At 45.2% G+C, this 26,230-nt stretch carries 17 protein-coding genes and 4 pseudogenes; 9 read left to right on the top strand and 12 right to left on the bottom strand.

Going from position 1 to position 26,230, the window contains the following annotated elements; all coding sequences use genetic code 11:
* Window positions 1-65 precede the first annotated feature (65 nt).
* Window positions 66-1,028: a thioredoxin-disulfide reductase gene (gene trxB / locus KW548_12410; protein ID QXX05941.1), complete on the bottom strand. Its 963-nt coding sequence runs from the start codon at window positions 1,026-1,028 to the stop codon at window positions 66-68.
* Between the two features lie 397 nt (window positions 1,029-1,425).
* Between trxB and KW548_12405 the strand changes: the two genes are divergently transcribed.
* From KW548_12405 to KW548_12395, 3 genes and pseudogenes are all read left to right on the top strand, one after another.
* The gene (locus KW548_12405; protein QXX08064.1) at window positions 1,426-2,085 is read left to right on the top strand and encodes a 2OG-Fe dioxygenase family protein; all 660 of its coding nucleotides are present in this window, start codon (window positions 1,426-1,428) and stop codon (window positions 2,083-2,085) included.
* Window positions 2,069-3,303, top strand: a pseudogene (locus tag KW548_12400) (cysteine desulfurase-like protein). The gene KW548_12405 and the pseudogene KW548_12400 overlap by 17 nt, the downstream one beginning before the upstream one ends.
* Window positions 3,304-3,436: 133 nt before the next feature.
* A pseudogene (locus tag KW548_12395) lies at window positions 3,437-4,269 on the top strand (TauD/TfdA family dioxygenase).
* A 22-nt stretch (window positions 4,270-4,291) separates the two neighbouring features.
* Here KW548_12395 and KW548_12390 read toward each other — a convergent pair.
* Together KW548_12390 and KW548_12385 are read right to left on the bottom strand one after the other, a co-directional pair.
* Window positions 4,292-5,317, bottom strand: coding sequence for a hypothetical protein (locus KW548_12390; GenBank protein ID QXX05940.1), 1,026 nt, complete (start codon window positions 5,315-5,317; stop codon window positions 4,292-4,294).
* 66 nt (window positions 5,318-5,383) lie between these two features.
* Window positions 5,384-6,127: an SGNH/GDSL hydrolase family protein gene (locus KW548_12385; GenBank protein QXX05939.1), complete on the bottom strand. Its 744-nt coding sequence runs from the start codon at window positions 6,125-6,127 to the stop codon at window positions 5,384-5,386.
* Between the two features lie 280 nt (window positions 6,128-6,407).
* On the opposite strand from KW548_12385, the gene KW548_12380 reads away from it, so the two are divergent.
* Window positions 6,408-9,155 carry an insulinase family protein gene (locus KW548_12380; GenBank protein QXX05938.1) on the top strand — a complete coding sequence of 916 codons (2,748 nt, stop codon included), beginning with the start codon at window positions 6,408-6,410 and terminating at the stop codon, window positions 9,153-9,155.
* A 72-nt stretch (window positions 9,156-9,227) separates the two neighbouring features.
* Here KW548_12380 and KW548_12375 read toward each other — a convergent pair whose 3' ends face one another.
* From KW548_12375 to KW548_12360, 4 genes are all read right to left on the bottom strand, one after another.
* Entirely contained in the window at window positions 9,228-10,052 is an 825-nt protein-coding gene (locus KW548_12375; protein QXX05937.1) for a DUF2797 domain-containing protein, read from the bottom strand.
* A gap of 402 nt (window positions 10,053-10,454) precedes the next feature.
* Complete coding sequence (locus KW548_12370) at window positions 10,455-11,237, bottom strand: YdcF family protein (GenBank protein QXX05936.1); 783 nt, start codon at window positions 11,235-11,237, stop codon at window positions 10,455-10,457.
* On the bottom strand, window positions 11,210-11,524 hold the full coding sequence (locus tag KW548_12365) for a DUF3392 domain-containing protein (GenBank protein ID QXX08063.1): 315 nt from the start codon (window positions 11,522-11,524) through the stop codon (window positions 11,210-11,212). The genes KW548_12370 and KW548_12365 overlap by 28 nt, the downstream gene beginning before the upstream one ends.
* A 56-nt stretch (window positions 11,525-11,580) precedes the next feature.
* The gene (locus tag KW548_12360; GenBank protein QXX05935.1) at window positions 11,581-13,269 is read right to left on the bottom strand and encodes an NAD-dependent malic enzyme; all 1,689 of its coding nucleotides are present in this window, start codon (window positions 13,267-13,269) and stop codon (window positions 11,581-11,583) included.
* Window positions 13,270-13,411: 142 nt separating this feature from the next.
* Between KW548_12360 and KW548_12355 the strand changes: the two genes are divergently transcribed.
* The 3 genes and pseudogenes from KW548_12355 to KW548_12345 all read left to right on the top strand — a co-directional run bounded on the left by KW548_12355 (window position 13,412) and on the right by KW548_12345 (window position 17,154).
* The gene (locus KW548_12355; protein QXX08062.1) at window positions 13,412-15,757 is read left to right on the top strand and encodes a DEAD/DEAH box helicase; all 2,346 of its coding nucleotides are present in this window, start codon (window positions 13,412-13,414) and stop codon (window positions 15,755-15,757) included.
* Window positions 15,758-15,981: 224 nt separating this feature from the next.
* Complete coding sequence (locus tag KW548_12350) at window positions 15,982-16,359, top strand: transporter (protein ID QXX05934.1); 378 nt, start codon at window positions 15,982-15,984, stop codon at window positions 16,357-16,359.
* Between the two features lie 166 nt (window positions 16,360-16,525).
* Window positions 16,526-17,154 (top strand): annotated as a pseudogene (locus KW548_12345) (porin family protein).
* Between the two features lie 59 nt (window positions 17,155-17,213).
* Here the strand turns inward: KW548_12345 and KW548_12340 are convergent.
* The 3 genes from KW548_12340 to KW548_12330 form a co-directional block, all read right to left on the bottom strand.
* The gene (locus KW548_12340) at window positions 17,214-18,404 is read right to left on the bottom strand and encodes an aspartate/tyrosine/aromatic aminotransferase (GenBank protein QXX05933.1); all 1,191 of its coding nucleotides are present in this window, start codon (window positions 18,402-18,404) and stop codon (window positions 17,214-17,216) included.
* 207 nt (window positions 18,405-18,611) lie between these two features.
* On the bottom strand, window positions 18,612-20,117 hold the full coding sequence (locus KW548_12335; GenBank protein QXX05932.1) for an HD domain-containing protein: 1,506 nt from the start codon (window positions 20,115-20,117) through the stop codon (window positions 18,612-18,614).
* 245 nt (window positions 20,118-20,362) lie between these two features.
* Window positions 20,363-20,608, bottom strand: a complete 246-nt coding sequence (locus KW548_12330; GenBank protein ID QXX05931.1) for a hypothetical protein — start codon at window positions 20,606-20,608, stop codon at window positions 20,363-20,365.
* Window positions 20,609-20,803: 195 nt separating this feature from the next.
* Here KW548_12330 and KW548_12325 point away from each other — a divergent pair.
* Together KW548_12325 and KW548_12320 are read left to right on the top strand one after the other, a co-directional pair.
* Window positions 20,804-22,194, top strand: a pseudogene (locus KW548_12325) (PLP-dependent aminotransferase family protein).
* Between the two features lie 96 nt (window positions 22,195-22,290).
* Window positions 22,291-22,497 (top strand): hypothetical protein, encoded by a 207-nt coding sequence (locus KW548_12320; protein QXX05930.1) that lies wholly within the window; start codon window positions 22,291-22,293, stop codon window positions 22,495-22,497.
* A gap of 327 nt (window positions 22,498-22,824) precedes the next feature.
* Here KW548_12320 and asnS read toward each other — a convergent pair whose 3' ends face one another.
* Together asnS and KW548_12310 are read right to left on the bottom strand one after the other, a co-directional pair.
* Complete coding sequence (gene asnS / locus KW548_12315) at window positions 22,825-24,225, bottom strand: asparagine--tRNA ligase (GenBank protein QXX05929.1); 1,401 nt, start codon at window positions 24,223-24,225, stop codon at window positions 22,825-22,827.
* A 183-nt stretch (window positions 24,226-24,408) separates the two neighbouring features.
* On the bottom strand, window positions 24,409-26,022 hold the full coding sequence (locus tag KW548_12310) for a methyl-accepting chemotaxis protein (GenBank protein QXX05928.1): 1,614 nt from the start codon (window positions 26,020-26,022) through the stop codon (window positions 24,409-24,411).
* Window positions 26,023-26,230: the final 208 nt, after the last annotated feature.

Below are 26,230 nucleotides of genomic sequence, written 5' to 3'. Positions count from 1 at the left end.
ATACAAAAGAAAGCCTCGTGGGAATACCACGAGGCTTTAAGGATTTGAGTCAAAAATGAAAAATATTATTTACTGTCTGCTAGCGCATCTAAATAACGCTCTGCATCTAGTGCAGCCATACAGCCTGTTCCCGCTGACGTGATGGCCTGACGATAGTTGTGATCCATGACGTCACCAGCGGCGAAAACACCGGGAACACTAGTCTCAGTTGCATTACCTTCAAGACCCGATTGAACGATGATATAGCCATCTTTCATTTCTAGCTGGCCTTCGAAAATGCCAGTATTAGGTTGGTGACCAATTGCGATGAACGCGCCCATCACCTCCAATTCTTCGATAGAATCTGACTGGGTGTCTTTAATGCGAACGCCGGTCACACCCATATCGTCCCCGGTAACTTCTTCTAGAGTACGATCAGTATGAAGAATGATATTGCCGTTTTCGACTTTGTCCATCAAGCGTTTAACCAGAATCTTTTCGGCTCTGAAGCTGTCACGACGATGAATTAGGTGCACTTCTGAAGCAATGTTAGAGAGGTAAAGCGCTTCTTCAACAGCGGTGTTGCCGCCGCCTACAACCGCCACTTTTTGGTTGCGGTAGAAGAAACCATCACAGGTTGCACATGCTGAGACACCACGACCTTTAAATGCTTCTTCGGATTCAAGGCCAAGGTATTTGGCAGATGCACCGGTAGAGATGATCAACGCATCACACGTGTATTCGCTACTATCGCCTTTTAGTTGGAATGGGCGCTGGCTGAAATCAACCTCGTTGATGTGATCAAACACGATCTCAGTCTCAAAGCGCTCGGCATGTTCTTTCATGCGCTCCATCAATGCTGGCCCTGTTAGGCCTTCAGGATCACCAGGCCAGTTCTCAACTTCGGTTGTCGTCGTTAACTGACCGCCTTGCTGCATGCCTGTGACGAGTACTGGATTAAGATTAGCGCGCGCAGCGTAAACCGCGGCTGTGTAGCCTGCAGGACCAGAACCAAGAATAAGTAGCTTACTGTGTTTTACGTCGCTCATTTGTGCTCCATTAGCGATGACGCTTATCAATTTTTCTCGATTGTATGGAATAGTTGCAGCTATTGAAAGCGTTAGCAAGTCACGGAAATGTAATTAATGGTTATAGATTAGAACGCAAACGATGACGCTTTCAACGTTGAATTTCCTTCTTAACTGCTTGAGCTTAAAGGTATATATTTCTGTTAACAGATAAGTCATCTGAATTTTGGACTGACAAAAGTTTTATTCTGGATTATTATGCTGAATTTGAATTTAATATTGGTTTTAAGTTCTTATTTATTATTTTTGATGGATGTAAGTGCTGATATTTGTTGATCTGGCGATATAAATGCGCAAATAATAATTGTGAACAAGATGTTAACCCCATATTTCAGTGTGAACATTCATTAAGGAGATGATGATGTTACCTAACCGCGAAACAACTCTGCAGCTCACTAAGCTAAGTGACAATGCTTTTGCACAGTTGGCGCCGTCTTTTACCAAGCTACCCAATACCGAGCATGCAGATGGCCAATATCGTTTGCGACGTTACTCTGTGATTCAGTTTAAAGATGGTCAGGTTATTGATCTTCAGAAAAATGAGTTTATGCAAACCGATGATATTAATCGTTTTCAGGGTAATGTCGTACGACAATTCGAGCCGATTGAAACACCGACTCTTCAAAGTGAAGGAATGCGTGAAATTTGCCAGTTATTTGTAGAGGCCAACAAGCTGATTGACGGTCAGGAAATTGAAATTCACCAAATGCGCATCTCTGCTATTTTCGATGAAACTCAGGTAGCCCCTGAAGGCGTGCATCAAGATGGGTTTGAGCATATTGCTCTGATTGGTATGGGGCGACACAACATCGAAGGTGGTGATGTGATGCTTTACAGCAGCTTCAACGAGGCACCTTTCTTCCGTAAAGTATTGCAAAACGGTGAAGTCGCTATGTTGGCCGATAATAAGCTTTGGCATAACGCGACGCCTATTCGCTCTGTAATTGAAGGTGAAGAAGGGTATATGGACGTATTTGTACTAACCGCGAAGGAAGCCGTGAATGAACTTCACTCCTAATTTGGTACGCGCACAGTTTCGTGCGCTACAGCAAAGTCACAATGATCTGCCGGTGATGTTTCTAGATGGACCAGGCGGTTCACAGGTACCAAATGGTGTTCTGGAAGCGATGACCGCATATCTGGGCTTTTTAATTCGAATCTGGGCGGTCACTATTTTTCCAGTGCCCACACTACAGATTTAATGAAACTAGCGAGAGAGTCCGCACAAGCACTGTTAAATGCAGAGTCGAGTGATAATATTGTCTTTGGTGCCAACATGACGTCTCTCACTTTTCAGCTTAGCCGAGCTATCAGTCGGAATTGGCAAGCGGGCGACGAAATCATTGTTACGTCTCTCGATCATTATTCGAATGTCTCTAGTTGGCAGCAAGCGGCCGATGATAAGCAAGCGACAGTCCTTCAGGCACGAGTTAATGAACAAGACTGTTCATTGGACTTAGAGCATTTGCTATCGCTGATCAGCTCTAAGACAAAGCTTATCGCACTAACTTACGCATCGAATACCACAGGTTCAATTGTGGATGTGAAACGTGTCGTTGAAGCAGCACACAAGTTCGGAGCGATGGTTTACGTTGATGCGGTGCACTACGCTCCGCACCATTTAGTCGATGTTCAACAATTGGGTTGTGATTTCCTTGCTTGCTCTGCCTATAAGTTCTTTGGCCCTCACGTTGGGGTAGCGTATGTGGCACCTAAGTGGCTGCATGCTTTGCAGCCCTACAAAGTTGAGCCTGCAACCAATACGGGACCTGGTAGGTTTGAAACTGGGACTCAGAGTTTTGAAGGATTAGCCGGTGTTATTGCGGCAGTGAAGTATCTGGCTCAATGGGGCAAGGATGGTGATGATCTCCGCACTCGACTGATCGACTCTTTCCAGCAGTTCAATCAGCATGAATCGGCGATCAGCGAACGTTTTCTTGCTCGTTTCGCAGAATTGAAAGGCGTGACGTTGTTGGGCCGTAATGAAGCCAACAGTGAACTCAGAACACCAACTTTTGCTCTAACGTTTGACCACCATTCGCCTGAAGAGATCGCTAAGAAACTTGGTAAGCGCAACATCTGTGTCTGGAACGGACACTTCTATGCCCTCGGTTTGGTTCGTCAACTCGGTCTCGAAGAATCAGGTGGTGTTGTTCGAATTGGCTTCATGCACTACAACACATTGGAAGAAGTCGATATCTTGTTTGATGAATTGAAACTAATCTTAGGACAATAGAGCAGTCTGAGATGTTTCATCTGGCTTCTGAGTCGCGATAAAGACCCTCATGTAGGGTCTTTTTTGATCGTGCGAAAGGAATTACTCTATCTAACGGTCTGATTTCTCTAAGCAGAATGTATAAGGATAAACCGTGAATCTAACTCCGTTATCAGAGCATATTGGCGCTTTAGTTGAAGGCGTTGATCTTTCTAATTTGAGTGAGCAAGAATTTGCTGCTCTTTACCAAGCTTACCTGAAACATAAGGTCTTGTTCTTTCAAGACCAAGGAATGACACCGCAGCAGCAGATCGGGCTAGCAAAGCGTTTTGGCGATTTGGAGCCAGTGCACCCGTTTTTCCCTCACCTAGATGATGAAGAACAAGTGGTTGTGATTGAGACTTATCCCGGCAATCCCCCGGCGAAAGCTTTTGGCACACAGATTTAACCTGGCAGGCTACGCCGTGCCGTTGTTCTATCCTGCAAGCACAGCACTGTCCTCCACATGGAGGAGACACCATCTGGACATCGATGGAAGCGGTATGGTCACGCCTAACGAGTGATGAGCAACAAGCTTTACAGGGACTCACGGTGACACATGGGCTGAATGCTTTCGAAGGCAGTCGTTATGACTCCGTTGATGAACAAGGGGAGAGCCGCGTTGCAACAGTATCTAAAGGCTACCCGCCGGTTAAACATCCTCTTATTGTCCGTCATCCGGAAACAGGTAATCTGACCGCATTCGTCAATGAGCAGTTTACCCTGCGTATTAACGAGCTAGAAGAAAGAGAAAGTCGAAAATGGCTCGACCAACTGTTTGCTTTAGCGCGACAACCTGAACATCAGGTACGGTTTTCATGGCAACCGGGCTCTGTTGCCATCTGGGATAATATCTGTACTCAACATTTTGCTGTGACTGATTATGGCGATCAACCGCGTCGACTTCACCGTGTAACGGTTCGTGGCTCAGACTTGCTGCCAGCCTAAACCAGACCCCACTGAGCACCGCCTAGTTTCTTCCGTATACGCGCGGACGCTCAAAGCGATAGAAACCTTGTTGCTCTTCTTTTTCGAGTGTGGAGGCCTGCTCGCCAAAATAGTCTATTCGAAGTTGGGTTAGCTGACTGTCCAGCTCTTCACCGGATAGACTGGCCAATAGTGCTTGCCTTTCTCCCATATATTGATAACCAATTTGCCAGCGAAGCTCATTGTCTCGATCTTGCTTTGCCGCTTTTTCGATTTGTGATTCGCTATAGCCCAAATCTCTGCGGATACTGGCTAGCTGCTCTGCTCGTTGGTAGGAAGACATGTTGCTCAAATCACGTTGAACAGAATCTAAACTGAAGAAAGTGCTTGCCATCATCGCAGGGCTAAGGATTTTACCTCCAGCATGTTCAACAAAATTGGTTTCAATCGTGGCTTTAAGTGAAAAAAGCCGCTGGTTGATTTCCATATCATAAGCGCTGTTGAGTAGTTCAATCGATTTTTGCGTATCGGCAATTCTTTGCTCTCGTTCAGCAAGCTCTGCAGACCATATGATATCGGCGTCATCGCCAAACAGCTCACGCCGTTTTGCCCATACTGCTATTTGCTTCTCTTCAAATGTCATTGTGAGCAGAGGTTTCATTTCAGAGAGTAGCCACTGTTCGTAATCTTCCATTAAAACAATTTTTTCAAAGATGATGTCTGCGTATCTCGGAAAAGCTTGTCTGATAACATCATAAAAAAGGAAGGGGGATTGGTCCGGATATGTTTCTGTTAGATAGTCTCTGAAATCACGCAAGCCAACTTGAATTTCGATCCGATTAACTCGATCACCTAACTCCTTTTGCAATTGAATCGCGAGGCGATCGGTAATGTTTGCAGCTTCCTGTTCTTCTTTGATTTTGGTTTGGCCGGATAATTGTGCTTCAGTATTATCCTTATTGTTGTACGCTGATATGACAACAGGAACAGTGTTGATACCGATAGGCGCAAACCAAGCGCCTACCCCTGCAATGGCACATACTGCGGAAGCCCACACCCACTTACTCATTGTTTTCTCCTTATCAGATATCCATAGCTCACCGATGGTTGACCACCGGTGAGTGTATTGAAGCGACTAGATTACGGCTTGTAGGTAAGGCCAGATTAGCTGCGCCAGTTTTTGAGATCCCGAAGTTGTGGGATGAATATTGTCCGATAGGACATCGTCTGGTGTGATGTGAGGTCTAGGGTCGACAAACTGACAGGATACTGTGGTGTTGGTACAAGCGTCAGCAAGTCGGGTATCGCCAAAATCGATAGCCTGATGAAGATTCTCCTTATCGCCCGTGGTGTAGTAGTAACCCAGATAGATGACCTGTTGTACACCATCTTGGTCCATTTCGTTGAGTAGATTAACGGTTTCCACATAGACATCATCAACCAAGCTTTTACATTTGCTGCTCAGCTCTGGGCGGTACCAAGTGGTTTTACATTTGTGAGGGTCAAAGATGGCGGCGGGCAGTAGGATGTCGTTACCGCCTCCATCCATCACAATAACATTGATATTGGAGTCATCGCTTTTGGCATCCTGATATTGCTCAACAACTGGCTTGGCAACGATTCCTCCGCTCAGCTTAGCACCACTTAAGGTGTAATCACGGAACGTGGTATTGGCCATTTCAGGTCCCTCAAGAAATTGTTGCAGTTCTCCTGAAAGGTCAAAAATGGAATCTCCTAAAGTAATGACATCGTTGCGTTCAGCCTCGGTTACGTACGGATTACCTGCACAGCCTGCAAGGGCGGCGACTAGAGCCGCGGTGGTCAAAGTTTTTAATAGAGGTGAAGAGCCAACTTTACTGTTCTTATAAATGGTTTTCATTTTTCTTCTCACTAATAGATTGACGTCACGCACTTAATTGCGTTCAGATTTAATCTAGTCGGCATATTGAAAACTTTCAAAGTATTGAAATAAAACACATTTAATGACAATAGTCTCATTTATTTGTTGGGAGCGATGCATAACGTGTAGTTGATTAAAAAGGCAACATCGAAGGTAGAAAAGGGGCGTAGATGAGTCCATTCATGTTAAATTGACTATCGACACAACAGTTTACCAGTTATATTCCGCATAAATAAAAAAACAAAAAAGTATTTCTATTATGAAGAAAATCCTGATTTTGGTCGTCTTGCTGCTGACAGCTTGTGCTCAGCAAACGACTAGCATTCCCATTGAGAAGAATACCAACTGGACGTCTGGTCAGTTAAACAACGGGTTAAAGTATCACATCTATCCGATTGATACCGAAGCCTTGTCTCTTCGCTTGTTTATTCATGCGGGATCTCTCGAAGAAACCCCAGACCAACTTGGATACGCTCATTTTGTCGAGCATATGGCATTTAATGGCAGTGAAAACTTTACCCCTAACGAAGTCATTGAACTGATGGAAAAAACGGGTGCGAGTGGGGACGATGTCAACGCTTACACTTCATATGAGGAAACGGTTTACACACTGAGTTTACCCAATCAAGATGAGCTCGATAAGGCGATGCTTTGGTTAAGAGATGTTGCCAATCGCGTCACATTCTCGCCTGATGAAGTTGAACGCGAAAAAGGCGTTGTACTTGCAGAATATCGCCGCAGGGCCCCGGAAAATCGCTCTTTCTACGATAAAGCTTATGAAAACAGTATTAAAGGAACGCCTTATGAGGGAAAGGCGGCGATCGGTACGGCAGAGAGCATTCAAAACGCGACATCTCAATCGCTCAAAGCGTTTTATGATACTTGGTATCAGCCCCAATTGAGTGAGCTAATTATTGTAGGTGACATTAAGCGCGAAGATGCCAGAGAGCTGATTAAAAAAATGTTCTCTGATTGGCAATCGACCAGTGACTCTCAACCTCCTGTTCGACCAAAAGCGAAGATCAATAAAGGTGATTTTGTCGCGCAAGTTAACATTGGTGAACCGTCTGTGGCCGGACTAACATTCTACCTTGGTGATGATGTGCTGCTAACGAGAGAAGATCTTATTGAGTATTGGAAAGACAGTATCGTTGCGCGACTTGTATCAAATCGCTTGGATGCCGTTTACTCAGAGCATGCGTTACCGTTACGCGACTTCGATTCTAGCATATACACTAGCGTGGATGAACGGATATACGACGTATCTATTGCATTTGCTCCACAAGACAGAGATAGCGTCCAGCCTTTGTTTTTTAGTACTTTGGCGTCACTGAGGGATCATGGTGTGAGTTCGGAGGAATTCGATGTTGTGATGGCGGGGTATCGTAGTAGTCGTAAACATGCTGATGATGATTGGTTTAAGCGTGGAGCAGAAGCTTTTGCTGAAGACAGAACGTACCAACTGGCGGAAGGCGAACCTTCTCAATCTTTAGCTGACTATAAGCGCAGCCTTGATCAACTGCTAGCAACAACCAGTCTTGATGATATTAATCAACATGCGAGAAATATGCTATCTTATTCATATGATATGTTCGTTGGCACTGATCACACAGAATCAATTGAGCAAGCGAAGCAAACTCTACCAGAGTGGAAAAGCATGTATGGAATGCCTGGTGTTACCAGTAATCGTATCAGTACAGACGTAGATGGGCTAATTGAAGTGGAGTCTGTTGACCCACTACCTGCCGCTATCGATGGGAAAAATGGTCAACTAACCTGGTCCTTGGAGAACGGCATCGATGTGTTGTTCGATCCTGAAAATGACAGCGATTTTGCCCACATTGTTTACATGTCAGCTGGCGGTAAAGCCGTATTGGATAGGGAGCTGCTACCTGCATCTCAACTTCTGCTTGCAACGATCATCAAGAGCGGTGTCGGTCAATTTAATGGGGTACAACTAAAAGCGTATGTCCGCAAAAATGACATTGATGTGCAAAGTTACATTAATGGCACGGAACATGGTTTCGAAATTAGTGTACCTACAGATCAGGTCAATGATGCCCTAAAACTTCTATACAACGTAATGACATACCCCAAGTTCAGTGAACAGCAGCTTGACGTGTTGAAGAAGGAATACTCTGATGAACTTCTGTCTTACGTCAAATCTCCACTTGGCCAATGGTATGACGCCATTGAGACGAATACCTACGCGCAGCAAAGCGTCTATTTTCCTACCAAAGCTCATGACTTTGAGAACGTAACGGTCGATCAAGTTCAACAAGTCTATGATGAACTATTCAGGAAATCACGAAATAGTAAACTGGTCATTGTGGCTGGTTTGGATTCAGCGCAGGTTGCAGAGGGTGTGAAGAATTTTGTAGCGACCATCTCACAGGAAGAGGCGCCAATGCCATCTTATCGGGTGAATTATAATGATCGCCCTGACAGCAAAGTTAATCTGGCGATCAACGATGAACAAAATAGCCGTTATAGATTACGCGCCATCAACAAATCGGCTCGGGCTCAGGATGCAAAACTGGTATTAGTTGATAAAGTTATTCAACGTATTCTAGCAAGACGATTGGATGCATATGTGCGTGAAGAGCTGAGTTTAGACTACGCTCCAGATAGCTACTATTCTACGGACTACAATGAACCTGCAACAGATTGGACGCTCGAAGCGCAAGTCGCCGCAGAGGATCTGCCCAAGGTAGAGCAAGCTATCGACAAGGTGATTCAAGAACTCATTGCTGAAGTGACCCAAGAAGAATTTACTATCGCTAGGGAACAACTGGATGCGTATATCAAAGACACGATCAACTACCCCTCTGATGTCGCTTGGTTCCGTGCTTTAACCTTGGTGAATGGTTTTGGTGAGGAAGCCTTTACTCAGGCAAGAGAGATGGCAAAAACCATATTGCTAGAAGACGTGAGAGTCCGTATCGTTGAATCATTTGGTCAAGGTGCAGAGAAATACAAATACATACTTAGTCCCCTCGATCAATAAGCCTCCGCACTTGAAAAAGCCCTTTCATTGTTTAATGAAAGGGCTTTTTTATTACATCAGGGTATCTTTCGATCAAACGCTGACTTCGACTTCGTAGGAAGTGAATTTACGGATGTTGATAACACCAGTATCAAAAATCATATACTGGCCTTTTATCCCCTGTAAGAGCCCAGTGACTTCAGGGTTCTTATCAAAGTTATGCGATGTGATTTTTGTTGGGTGCTGTAAAACTGGGTAGCTGATGGACGTGATATCAGCGTTGAGTATCTCAATCGCATCATCACCGAACTGATGTTTTATCTCAGCGATTTTGTCTTCAACCAACGGCAATAGCTCTGCAAACTTCTCTTCAAGCGGCATTGGCTCGCCATCTTCTTTCAGCAAGGTACGCCAGTTGGTTTTATCTGCAATGTGCTTAGCCAGTTCAACTTCAATCAGGCCAGAAATATGACGAGTTTTGACTTTGAATATGGGGAGACCTTGGGTTGCCCCTTGATCGATCCAACGAGTCGGGATTTGGGTATGGCGAGTAATCCCTACTTTGAGGCTGGATGTATTTGATAAATAGACGAAGTGGTCAACCATACAGTTCTCTTCACCCCACTGCGGTTCGCGACACGTACCTTGGTCGTAGTGGCAACTCTCTGGTTTCATAATGCACATATCGCAGCTGGCGAGTTTTTTCATGCATACAAAGCAGTGACCTTGGGAATAGCTCTTCTTGGTTTTTTTGCCGCAAGCGCTACAAAAAATGTTGCCCGTGTGGGTTAGGGTAATGCTCTGACCGATGAAGGGTTTAAGATCGACGAGTTCTTCGCCCACAGGAAGACGATAGTGGACCTCACCATCTAAGGAAGCACGCATTTTGTTTAGCGTACCTTTTGCGATTAAAGACATGACATTGCTCTTTTTTAATATTCTTCAGCTCTTATATCGATAAATGTTTTATTTAAGCTGATTCACTCGGCATTCAGTGTAGCAGAGAATTTCGACTGGCAATATGAATACCTTGGTTGTCCAGCGATCGTTGGATTTTATGATGGATTTATCGACGACTATTGTGGGAGTAGTGGCAATACACAGGTGCGTATGTTGTCTTCATTGCCAATACAATTCGCCTGCCGTGAAAACACGATAACGCAATTCAAGGTAAGTAGTAATAGGGAACTATTGATGCAACGTTATGGTGGCTTGTTCGAGGCTTACAGGCTGATTTAAGCTCAGAACACCACCTCGTGCTTTGGGTTGGGACACACTCTTGATTGTGAACGAATATAAACGAGCGCCAGATATTCAAATTCAATTTGTTGACAGTGACTCTACGCTACGTTGGGGATTAGCGTCTTCTATCGTAGTTGCTTCACCATTGTCGGTTTGGATGGGCTCTTTGGGGCCAAGGAATTTAGGTTTTGCGCGTGTGATATAAAGATCCAAGACAGCTTTAGCTCTTGCAAACACTTCCCTTAGCCTGATCTTATAACCAGAGTGTGCTGATGGACCTGGAACCGCAAAACACTTGGCATTGATATTATGAAAGTTAGCGATAAACAAGGCTCGTTCGCAGTGAAATTTCTGAGTAATGATCAAGAAGTTGTCGGTATCAAAAATTTCCTTTGCTCGAACTACTGAGTCAAGAGTTCGAAAGCCTGCATAGTCGAGGTAGATATGATTCTCAGGGACGCCAGCTTTGAGCAAGTCTCGTTTCATTGTCCAAGGCTCATTGTAAGAGCGATGGGCATTGTCACCGCTTAACAAGAAATTATCGACTTTCTCACTCTGATACAAAGCTATCGATGCACTGATACGATTGGCGTAGTAATCATTAAGGATTTTTCCAAGATACTTACTGGTTCCCAGTACAACGGCAACGTCGAAATTACCGATTTGCTCTGGACTTGTATAGAGCTGATCTTTGGTTTGATAGGAGACCCAACGATCAATCAAGAACAGAGCAATAGTCGCACAGATAAGCAAAAATGGGATCAAGCGAAGCCCCTTTAGCGCGTACGCCAAATAATGGTCAGAGGGTTTAGGTCTGTGAAAGAGTCTTCGCACTAAATTTGTCGATTCCGTTGTGCCCATGAGCCAATCAATACAAAGCTGACAATAATAATAGTGAACATGATGCCAGCGTCCATATCGCGTAATGTCCGAGCGAGGTAAGGGGTTACTTTGACAATGATTAAGCCGTAACCAAAAGCGTTAATCAAGATAAATACGACGGTTCTGAGTACAAAGTTGTGGTTTCTCAGTGTTCTTCTCAATAACGTGTTTATCTCACCGCCCGCCATCACCAAAAAGCAGGCAATCAGCGCTGTGGATATTTCAGTTAAATATGGAAATAGATATTGCCCCGCTGGGGAAAAAATTCAAAAATCATCATATATAAAAAGCCCCTGCTACCAGGGGCTGAATCAATAAAAAGTTAGAATGAAGTACGCTTGTAACGACGGTAAACTGGCTGCCAGAAGTGGTTTTCAATCGCTTCTTCCAGTGCCTCGTCAGTAATCTCTAGCGCCACGCCTTGTTCAATTGCCTTCTTCGCTACCGCAAATGCAATCTTCTTCGAGACTGAGTGGATCGCTTCCAGAGGAGGCAGTAATGGTCCTTGACCATTGATTGCCAATGGAGAGCAAGTGGCCAGAGCTCGACTTGATTCCATCAGCATTTCGTCAGTCACGCGCTTAGCCTGTACTGCAAGTACGCCTAAGCCAATCCCTGGGAAAATGTAGCTGTTGTTACATTGTGCGATCGGGTAGGTTTTTCCATCATGAACGACAGGATCAAATGGGCTACCCGTCGCCACTAATGCTTCACCGTTAGTCCAGCGAATAATGTCATTTGGCGTCGCTTCAACTCGGCTAGTTGGATTCGATAGTGGGAACACGATTGGCCTAGCGCAGTGTTTGTGCATCTCTTTAATGACCTCTTCACTGAACAGGCCCGGGGCGCCAGAAACACCAATAAGAACAGTAGGTTTTGCATTACGCATAACATCAAGTAGTGAATAGCCACTGCCTTCTGCTTCCCAGTCGTCAGTGTTGATGTGTTTTTGTACTAAGCGTTGCTGAAAATCAAGTAGATTTGGCATGCCTTCCTGTAGCAGACCCCAGCGGTCGACCATGTAAACCTGAGAGCGCGCTTGCTCGTCAGAGATCCCTTCCGAAACCATTTGGGCAATGATAGCTTCTGCAATACCGCAGCCTGCAGAACCTGCACCAAGGAAGGTTACGCGTTGTTCTGACAATTGTGTGCCTGCTGCTCGACATGCTGCCAGTAGAGAACCGACAGTGATAGCCGCTGTGCCTTGAATGTCATCATTGAAACAGCAGATTCGGTCTTTATAGCGCTCAAGCAAAGGCATTGCGTTTTTCTGTGCGAAATCTTCAAATTGAATTAGCGCATCAGGCCAACGACGCTGAACTGCTTGGATGAACTCTTCAACGAACGCATCATATTCAGCGCTTGTAATACGCGGATGACGCCACCCCATGTACATTGGGTCCGCAAGTCGCTGAGGATTATTAGTACCGACATCCAGTACGATAGGCAGCGTATATGCTGGGCTGATACCACCACAGGCGGTGTACAGCGCAAGCTTACCGATAGGAATGCCCATGCCACCGATGCCTTGGTCACCTAGGCCCAGAATACGTTCGCCATCGGTAACAACAATCACTTTAACATTGTGGTTGGATGCATTGTTAAGAAGATCATCAATACGATCCCGGTTTGCATAAGAAACGAAAAGGCCGCGACCACGGCGATAGATGTTTGAGAAGTTCTCACATGCCGCACCCACTGTCGGTGTGTAGATGATTGGCATCATTTCTGAAACATGGTTCTGCACTAGGCGATAGAACAAGGTTTCGTTGGTATCCTGAATGTTACGTAGGTAGATGTGTTTATCCATATCGCTTTCGAAGTTGCGATATTGTTGGTAAGCACGTTCCACTTGTTCCTGAATGGTTTCAGTTGTTTCTGGTAACAAACCTTCGAGGTTGAAAGAAGCTCTTTCTTCTGCTGAGAATGCACTTCCCTTATTGAGAAGAGGCGTACTAAGAAGCGCTGGACCAGCGAAAGGAATATATAAAGGGCGTTTGTCGTTATTCATTACTTGCCTTGTTGTAGGGTATTAAGGAACGGGAACCAGAAAATGATAGGGATTAGTGACCATATTGTAAACCGAATATTCCTGCATTCTGGCACAGATTAGTTATATACTTTCCGCCTTTTCCACGATTTCAATGCAAACGATGTTCAGCTTACCTATAGACACTCTCAAAACCGAATTTCTGAAACTTCTTTCTACTCACCATATGATAGTAGAAGCGGAAACCGGCTCGGGCAAATCAACACGATTACCATTATGGGCAGCGGAGCAGGGAAAAGTACTGGTGATTGAACCTCGGCGTATTGCCTGTACGTCATTAGCGCAGTTTCTGGCAGAGCAAAAAAATGAGCCGCTAGGTTGCTCAGTGGGCTATTCGATTAAGCTGGAAAACCGTTGTGATGAGAAAACAAACATTATTTTCGTTACGCCGGGTGTTGCATTGCGTTGGTACTCTGAAAATCGGCTCAGCGATTTTAAAACCATTATTGTCGATGAGTTTCATGAGCGCCGCTGGGATACTGACTTGCTGGTGGCGTTGTTGAATCAGCACAATCAGCATCGTTTAGTCATTACGTCAGCCACGATTGAGGGTGAGAAGCTTGCGCGATACGTTGGAGCGCAACGTCTACAAGCTAAGGGGCGCAATTTTGACGTAGCAATCGCTCATCGGGCCGGAGATTCAAGGCAGCTGCCAGATAGCCGTAACCTAGAACAAAGAGTCCGAGCAGAGGTGGAGAGTTTACTCGACTTAGAGGGGGATATTCTGGTTTTCTTGCCAGGGCGTAAAGAAATTACCCAATGCCAGAGTGCGCTCGCTCATCTTGACAAAGTGGTAGTCGTGCCATTGCATGCTTCTGTGACTAACAAACAGAGGGAAGTTGCGCTTAACCAGCAAGAGCTGCAAAAAGTCGTGCTTGCGACTAACGTTGCTGAAACCTCACTAACCATACCGAATGTGGTTGCCGTTGTTGATTCTGGTTTGGAGCGACGTACTGAACAGAGAAACGGTAAAACCACATTGAGCCTAAAACATATTTCTAAAGCAAGCGCGAGACAGCGCAGCGGTCGAGCGGGAAGAGTGATGGATGGCATTTGTATTCGCTTGTATGGTGAACACGCTGCGTTGGCTGACGTTACCCCTCCAGAGCTTCATCGAGAAACACTCACAGAAGCCATGTTGGCCTGCGCCAGTTGTGGGTATTCTCTTTCTGCACTGAGCTTTTTAGAACCACTACCTGAAAAGTCGCTTGTTCAGGCGACTGATATTTTGCACGCCATGGGTGCGATAGATGAATCTGGCCTAGTCACTTCACATGGACAACGTATTTACCCTCTGCCGATTGATGCTCTGTATGCTGATTTGGTGACGCGAATGCCACAGCGAAAGCTACAAGAAGCCATGGTGGATTTAACTGCAGTGCTCGCGACACCTGCATCTATGTACCGTTTATCGTCAAATGAAGAAGCACTAGAAGAGCTTGGCAAAGAAGAGCCTTTGGGGTGTGATGCTGAAGTCGCGATTAGAGTCGTACGTGGAGAAAAGCTCCCCGGTGTTACCATAGATGATGATGTACTCACAGAAGCGCAGGCACTTTCTCAACAAATGCGGACAGTGTTCGAGTTGCCCGAACTTAGTGTGGCTTCCCGTTACTCTCATAATGAGCTAGTTGAAGCTATTGCCTCTCTTCACCCTGAGTTGTTGTTTGTCAGAAGAGAGCGTCGTCGTGAGGCGTTGGGCAATGGTCAAATGGAAGTCACACTGGGCCGGGCAAGTCGTTTACCCGATGATATTGAGGCTGCACTCGTGCTAGATACTCACAGTTTACCGGGGCGAGGGGTTAAACAAACATTGACACTCGCGACGGTGACGATGCCAGTTAAACTATCGCTTTTTGAACAACTGGACATTGGGCACTGGGTAGAAGGCGAGGTGATCAGTGTGGAAGACGTCCCCTACATTCAACTCCATATGATGTATGCCGGGCGAAAAGTGGCCTACAAGAAAGCGCCAGCAAAAGGTGAGTTTGCGATTAAATCACTCGTTGAAGCCGTTAAACGTGAAGAGTTGTTACCGGGATTTGCTAAACAGCGACATCAACAGATCGAGCACTGGAAATTATACCACTCACTGGATAACCCCTCTGCATCGCCGATTCAGGAATCGTTGACATTTGACTCTTGGTTTACTGAACAGCTCGTAACATTGGAGCTGGCAGATGCGTCGGAGCTTGCGATGTTCAGCGCAGAAGATTTTCCTTTTGAAGGCATTCCTTACTGGGAGTATGAAGATTTTGCTGCCATGTACCCATTTGAACTCTATATTGGTGATTTGCAATTGAGCGTCGAATATCAACCGATGAAAAAGCGGGTCTACGTAGTGTATAAGTCGGGCTTACGTAAAGGCGACCCAAAGCGTTGGGAGCTACCGCGATGGGTAGGTTGGCGTGTGCAATACAAAAGAGCGAGTCGAATCATAGATATCCGCTAGCCAGGGGGATTAGCAAGTGGCTTGGGATAAATTCCTGCCCTGAAATATTACGCAACTGATTACCCATGTCTCTATCTTGTGCATCTTTTGTTATCGGGTTGGTTTTGATATAGCTTTTTGATCGAAAAAATAGCTATAAAAGATGATTGTTCTATATCCTATTGCTATATGGATAGTGATAGACGATATTGAGGACACTGTGTTGCCTACCAGAGGAGATTGATATGGAACATCAGGGCAAGGCAAGTGTGGTATTCGACTATACCTCTTTTCTTGGCGCGTCGTGCAGTAAGAAATGGACTTTCTTAGAGGCAATGAGTACCTTCGCACCTATTTTCAGTTTGGCTTGGAAAAGTACGATCAAAGAGGCGGTATCTGCGGAAGATCGCTTGTGGGATCAGGCGATGAAATCACTGTCGGTAAGTCGGAGTGATGAGTCCAATATTCTGACACTGATGCAATTAGCACGGAGTGAAGGCATTGAAGAGCTGAAACTGGTGATGCCTTATGAGCTCGAGCGAGAACAAATCGAAAAACTGAGGAACCGCTCCAATACTCATATTGAAAGCCATCAGCAAGATGAATTGATCATTACCTTCTAAGGCCCAAGTTTGGGCCTTTCTCTATTGTGACAATCCTATTGATCTCTCAATAACTTGCGTCAAACTGATCTATACTTTCAGATCCAGAACGGCAGTCATTTCTCATTATCGAGAATGCGTTCTCTCCCATAAATTAGCTTTATTCGTCTGTATTAAAGAGGTATTCATGGAAGTAAAACTGCTTTATCTCCTTATTCCAATTCTCGTGGCGGCATCATTGACTGCTCACGGGCAAAGTACGACAAACAACCTCAATTACAACTTTCTGTACGCCGACTTAAGTGCGGGCTCGCTTGATGAGAATTTAGGGGTAAATAGCAATGTGACTTCTTTAGCGGTGGGCGGCAACATGCTTATCGACAATCAGTTTCTTGCTACATTGGATTACGAAGCCAGGTTCATCCATCCGCAAAACACCACCACCGAGATTTATACGTTACTGCCTGGTGCTGCATTTAGGTACCCATTAGAGGATAAGTGGGATTTGGTCGCAGGCGCGAAAGCCGGCTTTATTTGGTCAACACAAACCAACGATATTACAGATGCAAAGATTTCGAGCGACAATAAGTTCATGTGGGGTGGAGATTTGACGCTTAAATATGAGTTAAATAAGTCCTGGGAGCTGTCAGTGACTGGTGGGTTAAGACGGAGTGATATTCTGGATGAGGATATCTTTAATATGCGGGGGATTATCAGGTGTCGACGAAGTTGGTCTTCGGTGGTTTCTATACGCATCGAAACAATGGTTCAACGACGACCAATGAAGGTGGCGTTAGCATACGCTATCTGTTCTAGGCGATATTATACAAAAAGAGCCAGCATCAGCTGGCTCTTTTTTATTGGATTCTGGTCGCTTATAGAACAGCGGCCAGTGCTTTACAAAGTGGTAGCATGTTTGAACGAGTCATACCTGCGACGCTGATACGGCCTGACCCAACAATGTAGATGGCGAACTCATCTTTAAGGCGTGTCACCTGCTCCTTTGAAAGGCCAGAGAATGAGAACATACCGTTTTGACGTTCAATGAAGCTAAAGTCAGCGTCAACGCCTTGTTCTTTTAGGGTGGTAACAAACAGCTCACGCATGTCTTGGATACGGTCACGCATTTCTTTGACTTCCGCTTCCCACTCATTGCGCAGTTCAGCATTGTTAAGAATGTGCGTCACAACTGCGCTACCGTGTGCTGGTGGGTTAGAGTAGATAGAACGGATGATGGCTTTCACTTGAGAGAAGGCAGTGCTTGCGGTTTCCTCTGACTCTGCGACCAAGGTAAACGCACCTACACGTTCATTGTAAAGGCCAAAGTTTTTAGAGAAGGAGCTCGCGACTAAGATCTCTTTGTTGTATTTAGCAAAAACACGTAAACCTGCCGCATCTTCTTCAACGCCTTTGGCGAAACCTTGATAAGCGAAGTCAAATAGAGGGAGTAGTTTTTTATCCGCAACCAGCTTGGCAAGTGTTTCCCATTCTTCAAGCGTTGGGTCAATGCCCGTTGGGTTATGGCAGCAGCCATGAAGAAGGACAATATCGCCTTCAGACGCTTGTTCAAGATCGGCTACCATTGCCGCGAAATCTTTATCTTTTGTCTCAGCGTTGTAGTAGCTGTACTGAGCGGTCTCTATACCTGCTGCAGTGAATACACCGTTGTGGTTAGCCCAAGTTGGGTTGCTGATCCAGATCTTCACATCACCCAACTGACGCTTGATGAATTCGCCTGCCACGCGCAATGCACCAGTACCGCCAGGAGCCTGAGCGGTTTTTGCTAATTTGTTATTAACAATATCAGAGTCTCCACCAAACAGTAGCTTCTGCACCGCTAGGCCATACTCAGCGGTCCCTTCGATAGTAAGGTATGACTTGGTTTTTTCGCTTTCAATTAGGGCAGCTTCCGCTTTTTTAACGGTGGCTAGAACCGGGGTTTCACCTTGTTCATTTTTATAAATACCAACGCCAAGGTTAATTTTGTCTGCTCGCGAGTCTTTTTTGAACTCTTCTGTCAGTCCAAGGATAGGATCTGCCGGCGCAGCAACTACTTTTTCAAACATAATTGTCATCCATGTGAGTCGAAGGGAGGATATAAATATTTCGGTTATTTATACCTTATCTGCGCTTGTCGAGACAACATCAACCAGTAAGAAAATGATAAAATAGGCACATTTAAGAATCACTCAGCGCCTAACCGGCTTTTTACCCATTAAAAAGGTGAAAAGCGTCTGAACCTTGAAAGGAGGCGTCAATTCGAGGCAGGAAGTTTAAGTCGGCTCATTGGCTTGAAGTTCTTCCAAAGCCATCGCGTTCTCTTCAGCTTCTAGGCTACGGTATTTATCGGCGATATTGACAAATTCTTGTTCTATTGTAAGGAAGGCGTCAACCAGCTCAGGGTCAAAATGACTGCCTTTACCCTCAAGGATAATGGATTTCGCTTTCTCATGGCTGAAGGCTTTTTTGTAAACACGCTCGGAGATTAGCGCGTCATACACATCAGCAAGCGCCATCAAACGACCAGAAAGTGGGATTTCATCGCCTTTTAATCCCTTCGGATAGCCACTACCGTCCCATTTTTCGTGGTGAGTTAGAGCGATCTCTTTCGCCAATTGAAGGAAAGAGTTACTGCCCAGATGTTTCTCTGCAATCGAGAGGGCCTTCGCCCCAATTTCTGGATGACGTTTCATTGTCTTAAACTCGTCGTCGGTGAGCTTACCGGGTTTGAGTAAAATACTGTCAGGAATACCCACTTTACCTACGTCGTGCAATGGCGCCGATTTGTATAACAGTTCTATGTAATTAGGAGTGAGCAACGCCCTATGTTTGTCAAATTGGCAAAGGTAGTTGGCCAAAGCGCGAATGTACTCTTGGGTACGCAAAATATGCGCGCCAGTTTCGTTATCTCTAGATTCTGCCAGTGCTGAAAGAGAGACAATAGCAACATCACGAGTGGTTTTGACTTCGTCTTGAGTCGATTGCAGGCTATCGAGCATCTTGTTGGTCAGAGACGCCATCGAACCGAGCTCATTGTGCTCAAAAATAGGTAAACGTCTGGCAATATTGCCCTGTGCGACTTCTTGTAAAGAACACTCCTGAGACAACAAAACTTTACGCATTAGTTTGGTCCACAGTATGAGAATCGTCGCGACGTACGCACCGAGCACCAATGACAAATAGATGAACTCTTTAATCACACTAACGGTAGCACTGCCATCGAGAATGCGCTCAGGATTATGTTGTAACCAGAATATATCTTTTACTGCAACCATGGTGAGCATGGTCGTTAAGGTGATGAGGAGCATAGCAATCATCATGATCATTTGTTTGACCATAGATTGACGCTCACCACTGAGTTCCAAATGATAGTGTTCTGTTTGTGTTAATTGATCAAATTTCTCGAGCTTGGAAGCGAGCTGCAAAATCAAACCAGAGAAAAAGCCGAACAAGGTCATCCCAAACAAAACCTTGAGATTACTGTCGAGCCCAAAATCGTAATAAACGTTATAGAATATTGCCAGAGGGACGCTGCCCATAAAAAACAGGGTGGCATCGAGTCGGGCTTGGCGCTGCTCTTCAAGTAAAGAGTGGTCATTGAGCAAAAAATGTCGAACGAGAAACAGCGCGCCAAAGGTTACACCGACGTGGAATAAAATCTCTTGGGTTGTAAGAGTTTCTAAAAATGGGCAAACCCGCCCGCCATAAGTACCGAAAACCACAGCCGCAATCGCGTACAGTTTTAGCGTTAGAGGCGCGTTATAGTTGGAGTTAGCCATTTTCTAGCCCTTACTTTTAAAGCGGAACTCAGCGTACTCAAAGCCAAGTTTCATCGTCTTCACTTATAAAATGACCCGCGATACTATCGTTTAATTTCGAGTTTAGATACATTTTTGCTACTTGAGTAGTAGTGGTAGTACCAATTGAGAGGAGTGCATCGAACTGAAGGCGATTAACAAGCCACACGGTGTGAGATCAGCGTGTGACTTGTGAAAGGTAGGTGGTTGAATAAGACCGAAAACAATTACTTTAGCTTTTTCGCTGCCCAGTCATTTAGGTGTGAAAGAATTGCTCTTATCGCATGCTTTTCAGTCGCTTTCTCATTCTGGTCTACTTCTATGTCTTTCTTAGGGTGTGAACCAGTAGCGTCTTCGGCGATATGCAGCCAGTCTGGGTGCCAGTAATAGGGTTGACCGTGTGGAGCAATCCAACTGTGGACACCATTGCTTTCACCTTTGTATTCGATATGTGATTCATCGTATTTTTTCATTCTTACCCGGTCCTTACGTTGAGTTATTCGGATCACTGATACGTGATTAAATGTAACAGAGAAGTAAATATTTAATGTGATAAGTGTCAACAAACGGGGTGCGTTAAAAATTAATAAAATTGTTTAGTGAGCTTAAGCCAGTGTCAATCAAATGTGTGATATCTTTTGTTTCCTGAATGACAAGGTGAGGGAAGTATGAATCGCTATCAACAATTGGCCGAACAGCTTAAGTTACAAATTGAGAATGGCATTTGGCGAGCAGGGGAGAAAGTGCCGTCGATTCGAATGACCAGCCGTAACCGCTCAGTCAGCGCTTCAACTGTCCTTCAAGCTTATCAACTTCTTGAATCTCAAGGTTGGTTACTCGCCAAACCGCAGTCAGGCTATTTCGTCACTTCGATCATGGAACGGGTTATAACGCCTGAGCCAGAAAGCAAAGTGGTTGCACCTGAATTTAACGACAAGCTATACGAGTTCCTACAAAGCAATAGTAAAGCCGATATTGCGCTCGGGTCGGCTTTTCCTGATCCTAACTTATTCCCTCTACAAGCATTGAATCGTCATCTAGCCAGCGCTGGCAGAAAAATGCCACTCAATAGTGTGTTTGACAACATGCCACCAGGTAACGAAGCGCTGCGCCGTCAAATCGCCCAACGTTATCTTAAGCAAGGTATAACGGTCGCTCATACTGATATCGTTATTACCTCCGGCGCAATGGAAGCGTTGAATCTAGGGTTGCAGGTGGTCACTCAGCCGGGTGATACAGTGATTGTTGAAGCACCGGCATTCTATGGCGCTATTCAGGCGATTGAGCGATTAAATCTCAAAGCGATAGAAGTTCCGGTCCACCCTGAAACCGGGTTGTGTATAAAGAAGTTTGAACGAGCGATTAAGAGGCACAAAGTATCAGCGTGCTGGTTAATGCCAAATTTTCATAACCCGACCGGCGCGAGCTTGGCGCCCAGTGGTAGGAAAAAGGTGGTCGAGCTAGCGAACCGATACCAGATCGCGGTCGTCGAAGATGACGTGTATTCTGAATTGTATTTTGGTGATGATAAACCTATGCCGCTTAAGTACTGGGACCAAGAAGATAGGGTTCTTCTGTGCGGCTCATTGTCTAAATCCTTATGCCCGGGGTATCGGGTTGGTTGGGTGGTCAACGGTCAGTTTAATGAGCGACTACAGAAGCTGCAGCTGGTATCGACGTTATCAGGCAGTGTGCCCGTTCAGGAAGGCGTCGCGCACTTCCTTCAATATGAAAGCCTTGATAATCACCTCAGAAAACTGCGTAAGGAATTAGCGGTTAGACAACAAGTTTTTATTGAGGTCGTGAAACGTTGTTTCCCTCAAGGGACTAAAGTTAGCCAGCCTCAAGGGGGTACTTTGTCTGGTTAGAATTGAGTAAGGGAGTAGACACTTACTTGCTTTACCAAAGATTACAACAGCGTGGAATTACTATTGCTTATGGGCGGCTGTTTAGCTCCCGTGAGCAGTTCCAGAATTGTATCCGTTTGAACGCTTCATATCCTATGACCAGTAAGCTGGAGCAGATCATGATGGAAATTGCTAAGGCGATCACTGATTAATCACTGTTTGGTCATTTTTCGCTTCAACTGTACTGCGCTTACCGATCAACTCTGTGATGAAATACTCCAGAAATGTATACAGTTAGCGAGGCAAGTATGGAAAAACAACGCCATAAGCAGGAATTTCGTTTGATTATCGTCGCGATTTTCTGTGCATTCTTATTGATTTTTGGTCACCTGATTCTTGCTAAGTCTTTTGCTGATATGGTTTGGACAGAATATACGGCTGCCGCCATTCCATTTGTCATGTTTGGGCTTTGCCTGTTTGGTATCAAATACGCCTCAAAAGCACAAGATTCTTAACAGCGAACGAAAGCCTCCCTATATGAGGGAGGCTTATTCTTATACTCTATTTCTCAGGATTTGCGGAGGTTGGGCGACTATTATCGGGATAGAAGGCCATCAAATCTTCCGCATTCTGCAACGCGCTGCTACCTCGACATAGGGCTTGTATGCTCCTAATCCATGTTCGTGGTTTCCATGCTTAATACAAATCATCCAACCCAAACACCTTGGTGTTGCGCGCTTGATAATAAAGTGACGTTTTCACTACGGTCAAATTTGAATAGTGGCAGACATTAAAAAAGCCTCCATGAGGAGGCTTTTTAATGTTATCAGTGTGCTTTTTGCTTAGAAATTAGCTGAGCGCGGTGTACGTGGGAATGGAATAACGTCACGTACGTTACCCATACCTGTTACGTAAGAAACCAGACGCTCAAAGCCCAGACCGAAACCTGAGTGAGGAACTGTGCCGTAGCGACGAAGGTCACGGTACCAATCCATGTGCTCTGGATCGATGCCGATATCGCGCATGCGGGCATCAAGAACGTCCAGACGCTCTTCACGCTGAGAACCACCGATGATTTCACCAATGCCCGGTGCAAGTACATCCATTGCTGCTACTGTTTTTCCATCTTCGTTGAGGCGCATGTAGAAGGCTTTGATGTCTTTCGGGTAGTTCTTAACGATTACTGGTGCCTTGAAGTGTTCTTCAGCGAGATAACGCTCGTGCTCTGAAGACATATCGATACCCCATTCAACTGGGAATTCGAAGTCACGGCCAGAGTCGAGAAGAATCTGGATGGCATCAGTGTAATCAACCTGAGCGAAATCAGACTCAACAAATTTCTCTAGGCGAGTAATCGCTTCTTTGTCGATACGTTGTGCAAAGAACTCAAGGTCATCACGACGCTCTTCCAGTACTGCTTTAAATACGTACTTCAGCATGTCTTCAGACAGTTTCGCGATATCTTCAAGATCAGCAAAAGCAACTTCAGGCTCAACCATCCAGAATTCCGCTAGGTGACGGCTGGTGTTTGAGTTTTCTGCACGGAAGGTAGGGCCAAATGTGTACACTTTGCTTAGTGCACAAGCGTAAGCTTCGCCATTAAGCTGGCCAGATACCGTTAGGAATGTCTCTTTACCAAAGAAGTCTTCGTTGTAGTCCACTTTACCTTGTTCTGTGCGCGGTAGGTTTTCCATGTCTAGCGTAGATACGCGGAACATTTCACCTGCACCTTCTGCATCAGAAGCGGTAATAAGTGGCGCAGACACCCAGAAGTAACCTTGCTCGTGGTAGAAACGGTGAATTGCCTGAGACAAACAGTTACGTACACGCGCGACAGCACCAATAACGTTCGTACGTGGACGAAGGTGTGCCACTTCACGTAGGTATTCAATCGAGTGACGAGTTTTCGCCATCGGATAAGTATCAGCATCTTCAACCCAGCCAACGACTTTTACTTCTGTCGCTGCAAGCTCAAAGTCCTGACCTTTTGCTGGAGATTCAACGATAGTACCTGTTACTTCAACAGAACAACCTGTTGTCAGTTTTAGAACTTCTTCGTTGTAATTATTTAGATTATTAGGGACCACGGCCTGAATCGGGTCGAAACAAGAGCCGTCGTAGATGGCAAGGAAAGAGATTCCAGCTTTGGAATCACGACGCGAGCGGATCCAGCCGCGGACAGTTACTTCACTGTCAACTGCTAGCTTACCGCTTAATACGTCTGATACAGGCGCGTAAGTCATGTTGTAAATATTCTCCATTGAGTAAAAAATCAACCCAATGTTTTATTGTGGACTCACCGAATAAAAAGTGAGCAAACATTGGGTTGGGTTGAATTTCATCTATTCAGTGGAACATATTACCTTTCAATTCTTAGGCTTCAACCTTTATTCGCTAATAGTGGCGCAAAAAATGTCCAAATCGACTCAATTCTTCCGCGAAAGGGTAAATTGGTTGATCAAAGACTCCAAATGTTCTGAAAGTTGTTCTAGATTCATGCTGATGTCGCGCGTTTTTGCGGCAGATTGAGAGGTGTCATCGGCATGCTGGGTGATGATTTCGACTTTATGTTGTACCTGCTGACTAATGTGAGTGGTATTGCTGGTTTGCTGCTGAATACTTTGTGCATGAGAGAGTGCTTGCTGCATTTCCGTCACCACTTCAGACATTGCCACAGACAGCGCTTCAATCTCATTGGAGCGTTGATGAGCGGTTTCGCACACGGTATCAACCGAGGACAGTGAGCTTTCACTGTCTTTTTGGAACTGAGAAATGATGTTTTCGATACTTCCGGTAGCCTGCGACGTTCGACTTGCTAGCTGACGTACTTCATCCGCAACCACGGCAAAACCACGACCTTGATCACCTGCTCGTGCCGCTTCGATAGCAGCGTTCAGCGCTAGCAGATTAGTTTGTTCCGCAATACCTTTGATGACTTCCAAAATAGTCGATACTTCTACCGTTTGATCGTTGAGTTCAACAATGTTGACTTTCACTTGTTCAATATCGGTGACTAGGCTCTTAATTTCAGTACTGGCGTTATGCGCCTGAGTCGCGCTTTGTTCAGCGATGCTGGTGGTGTGTTTGATCAAGCTAGAGGCATCATCAGTGGCTCGCTCAACTTGTACCTGCTGGGACTGCATTTGCTCGATGTTGGTTTGGACATCCGAGGTTTCATTTTGCTGATTGTGCGCAGCTTGATCTGTGACTCGAGCAACATCAGTGAGTCCCGTTGCTGAATGGGTCAGATGGTGGGAGGTTTCTTGTACTTTCTCTAAACTGTGACTAACAGTATCCATAAACGAGTTGATCGCCATGGACAGCTGGCCAATTTCATCCTTGTTATTATGCTGAATCCGTTTCGAGAGATCTTTACTTTCACTCACACTCTGCATGTAACGTGATGTTTTCTGGATAGGGCGAACAATGAATTTACGGATCAGGAATAGAGTCAACAAAAAGCCGATGAAGCCAAATGTTGCCATAATGGTTACGGCGATCATTGTGCGCTGGCTGATCATACTATTGACATGAGATAAGTTGTACTCTAAGCGAATAGCACCGAGTACCTCGCCTTCTGGGGCCATGTGACAAGAGACACAATTGGTACCACGATAGTTTTCACTGGCCTTCATAGGTAAAGCGACAACTAAACCATTACCCCATGCGGCAGAAATGGGCTCGATAACTAGTTCGCCACTGAGAGCACGTTGATCAATCTCGTCTTCAGGCGCTTGGTTTGGTTGGCCAGGACCATACAGCTTACTGACTGCGTCAGCACGAAGGACTTTGACCTGCTCGATACCATCCTGAGCTAAGGCTTTTTGGCGAAGCGTTTCTTTTTGCGCCATGGTTCCGGTTAGCATCATCATATTGAGGCTGTCGAAGTAGTTACTGGCTTTGTCGTGTAGCTGTTCGCTGAGAACGGAATTCATCAGTTCTTTTTGTTGCCAATACTGATAGGCGGTGGAGGAAGCCAGTACCAGTGAGAATACGGTGACTAGGGTTGCCAGCAACTTGGTAGTAATGGTTGAGCTCATTTACAACTGCTTAATTGTTAGAATTGGAATAGACGTCAAATATAATGACTTATATGCACATTCACTCAATGGATGTACATGGTTATTGTGACCCTACACAATGTGTGGATTATGTAAATGTGATGTGGGGCTTATGTAATCAAAACTTTGACGTAGCGACATTTTTTCGGCGTGCTACAAAAATTGAGAATTCACTATCTTATAAATA

Origin of the sequence: Vibrio neptunius (assembly GCA_019339365.1) — a bacterium.
Taxonomy (GTDB): Bacteria; Pseudomonadota; Gammaproteobacteria; order Enterobacterales; family Vibrionaceae; genus Vibrio; species Vibrio neptunius.
The sequence above is the reverse complement of the archived record's forward strand: the minus strand, read 5'-3'. Positions and strand labels throughout refer to the sequence as shown.

Coding starts and splice junctions, on each gene's coding strand:
- trxB (QXX05941.1), bottom strand. CDS start 1,028: ATGAGCGACGTAAAACACAGTAAGCTACTTATTCTTGGTTCTGGTCCT.
- KW548_12405 (QXX08064.1), top strand. CDS start 1,426: ATGATGTTACCTAACCGCGAAACAACTCTGCAGCTCACTAAGCTAAGT.
- KW548_12390 (QXX05940.1), bottom strand. CDS start 5,317: ATGAGTAAGTGGGTGTGGGCTTCCGCAGTATGTGCCATTGCAGGGGTA.
- KW548_12385 (QXX05939.1), bottom strand. CDS start 6,127: ATGAAAACCATTTATAAGAACAGTAAAGTTGGCTCTTCACCTCTATTA.
- KW548_12380 (QXX05938.1), top strand. CDS start 6,408: ATGAAGAAAATCCTGATTTTGGTCGTCTTGCTGCTGACAGCTTGTGCT.
- KW548_12375 (QXX05937.1), bottom strand. CDS start 10,052: ATGTCTTTAATCGCAAAAGGTACGCTAAACAAAATGCGTGCTTCCTTA.
- KW548_12370 (QXX05936.1), bottom strand. CDS start 11,237: ATGGGCACAACGGAATCGACAAATTTAGTGCGAAGACTCTTTCACAGA.
- KW548_12360 (QXX05935.1), bottom strand. CDS start 13,269: ATGAATAACGACAAACGCCCTTTATATATTCCTTTCGCTGGTCCAGCG.
- KW548_12355 (QXX08062.1), top strand. CDS start 13,412: ATGTTCAGCTTACCTATAGACACTCTCAAAACCGAATTTCTGAAACTT.
- KW548_12350 (QXX05934.1), top strand. CDS start 15,982: ATGGAACATCAGGGCAAGGCAAGTGTGGTATTCGACTATACCTCTTTT.
- KW548_12340 (QXX05933.1), bottom strand. CDS start 18,404: ATGTTTGAAAAAGTAGTTGCTGCGCCGGCAGATCCTATCCTTGGACTG.
- KW548_12335 (QXX05932.1), bottom strand. CDS start 20,117: ATGGCTAACTCCAACTATAACGCGCCTCTAACGCTAAAACTGTACGCG.
- KW548_12330 (QXX05931.1), bottom strand. CDS start 20,608: ATGAAAAAATACGATGAATCACATATCGAATACAAAGGTGAAAGCAAT.
- KW548_12320 (QXX05930.1), top strand. CDS start 22,291: ATGGAAAAACAACGCCATAAGCAGGAATTTCGTTTGATTATCGTCGCG.
- asnS (QXX05929.1), bottom strand. CDS start 24,225: ATGACTTACGCGCCTGTATCAGACGTATTAAGCGGTAAGCTAGCAGTT.
- KW548_12310 (QXX05928.1), bottom strand. CDS start 26,022: ATGAGCTCAACCATTACTACCAAGTTGCTGGCAACCCTAGTCACCGTA.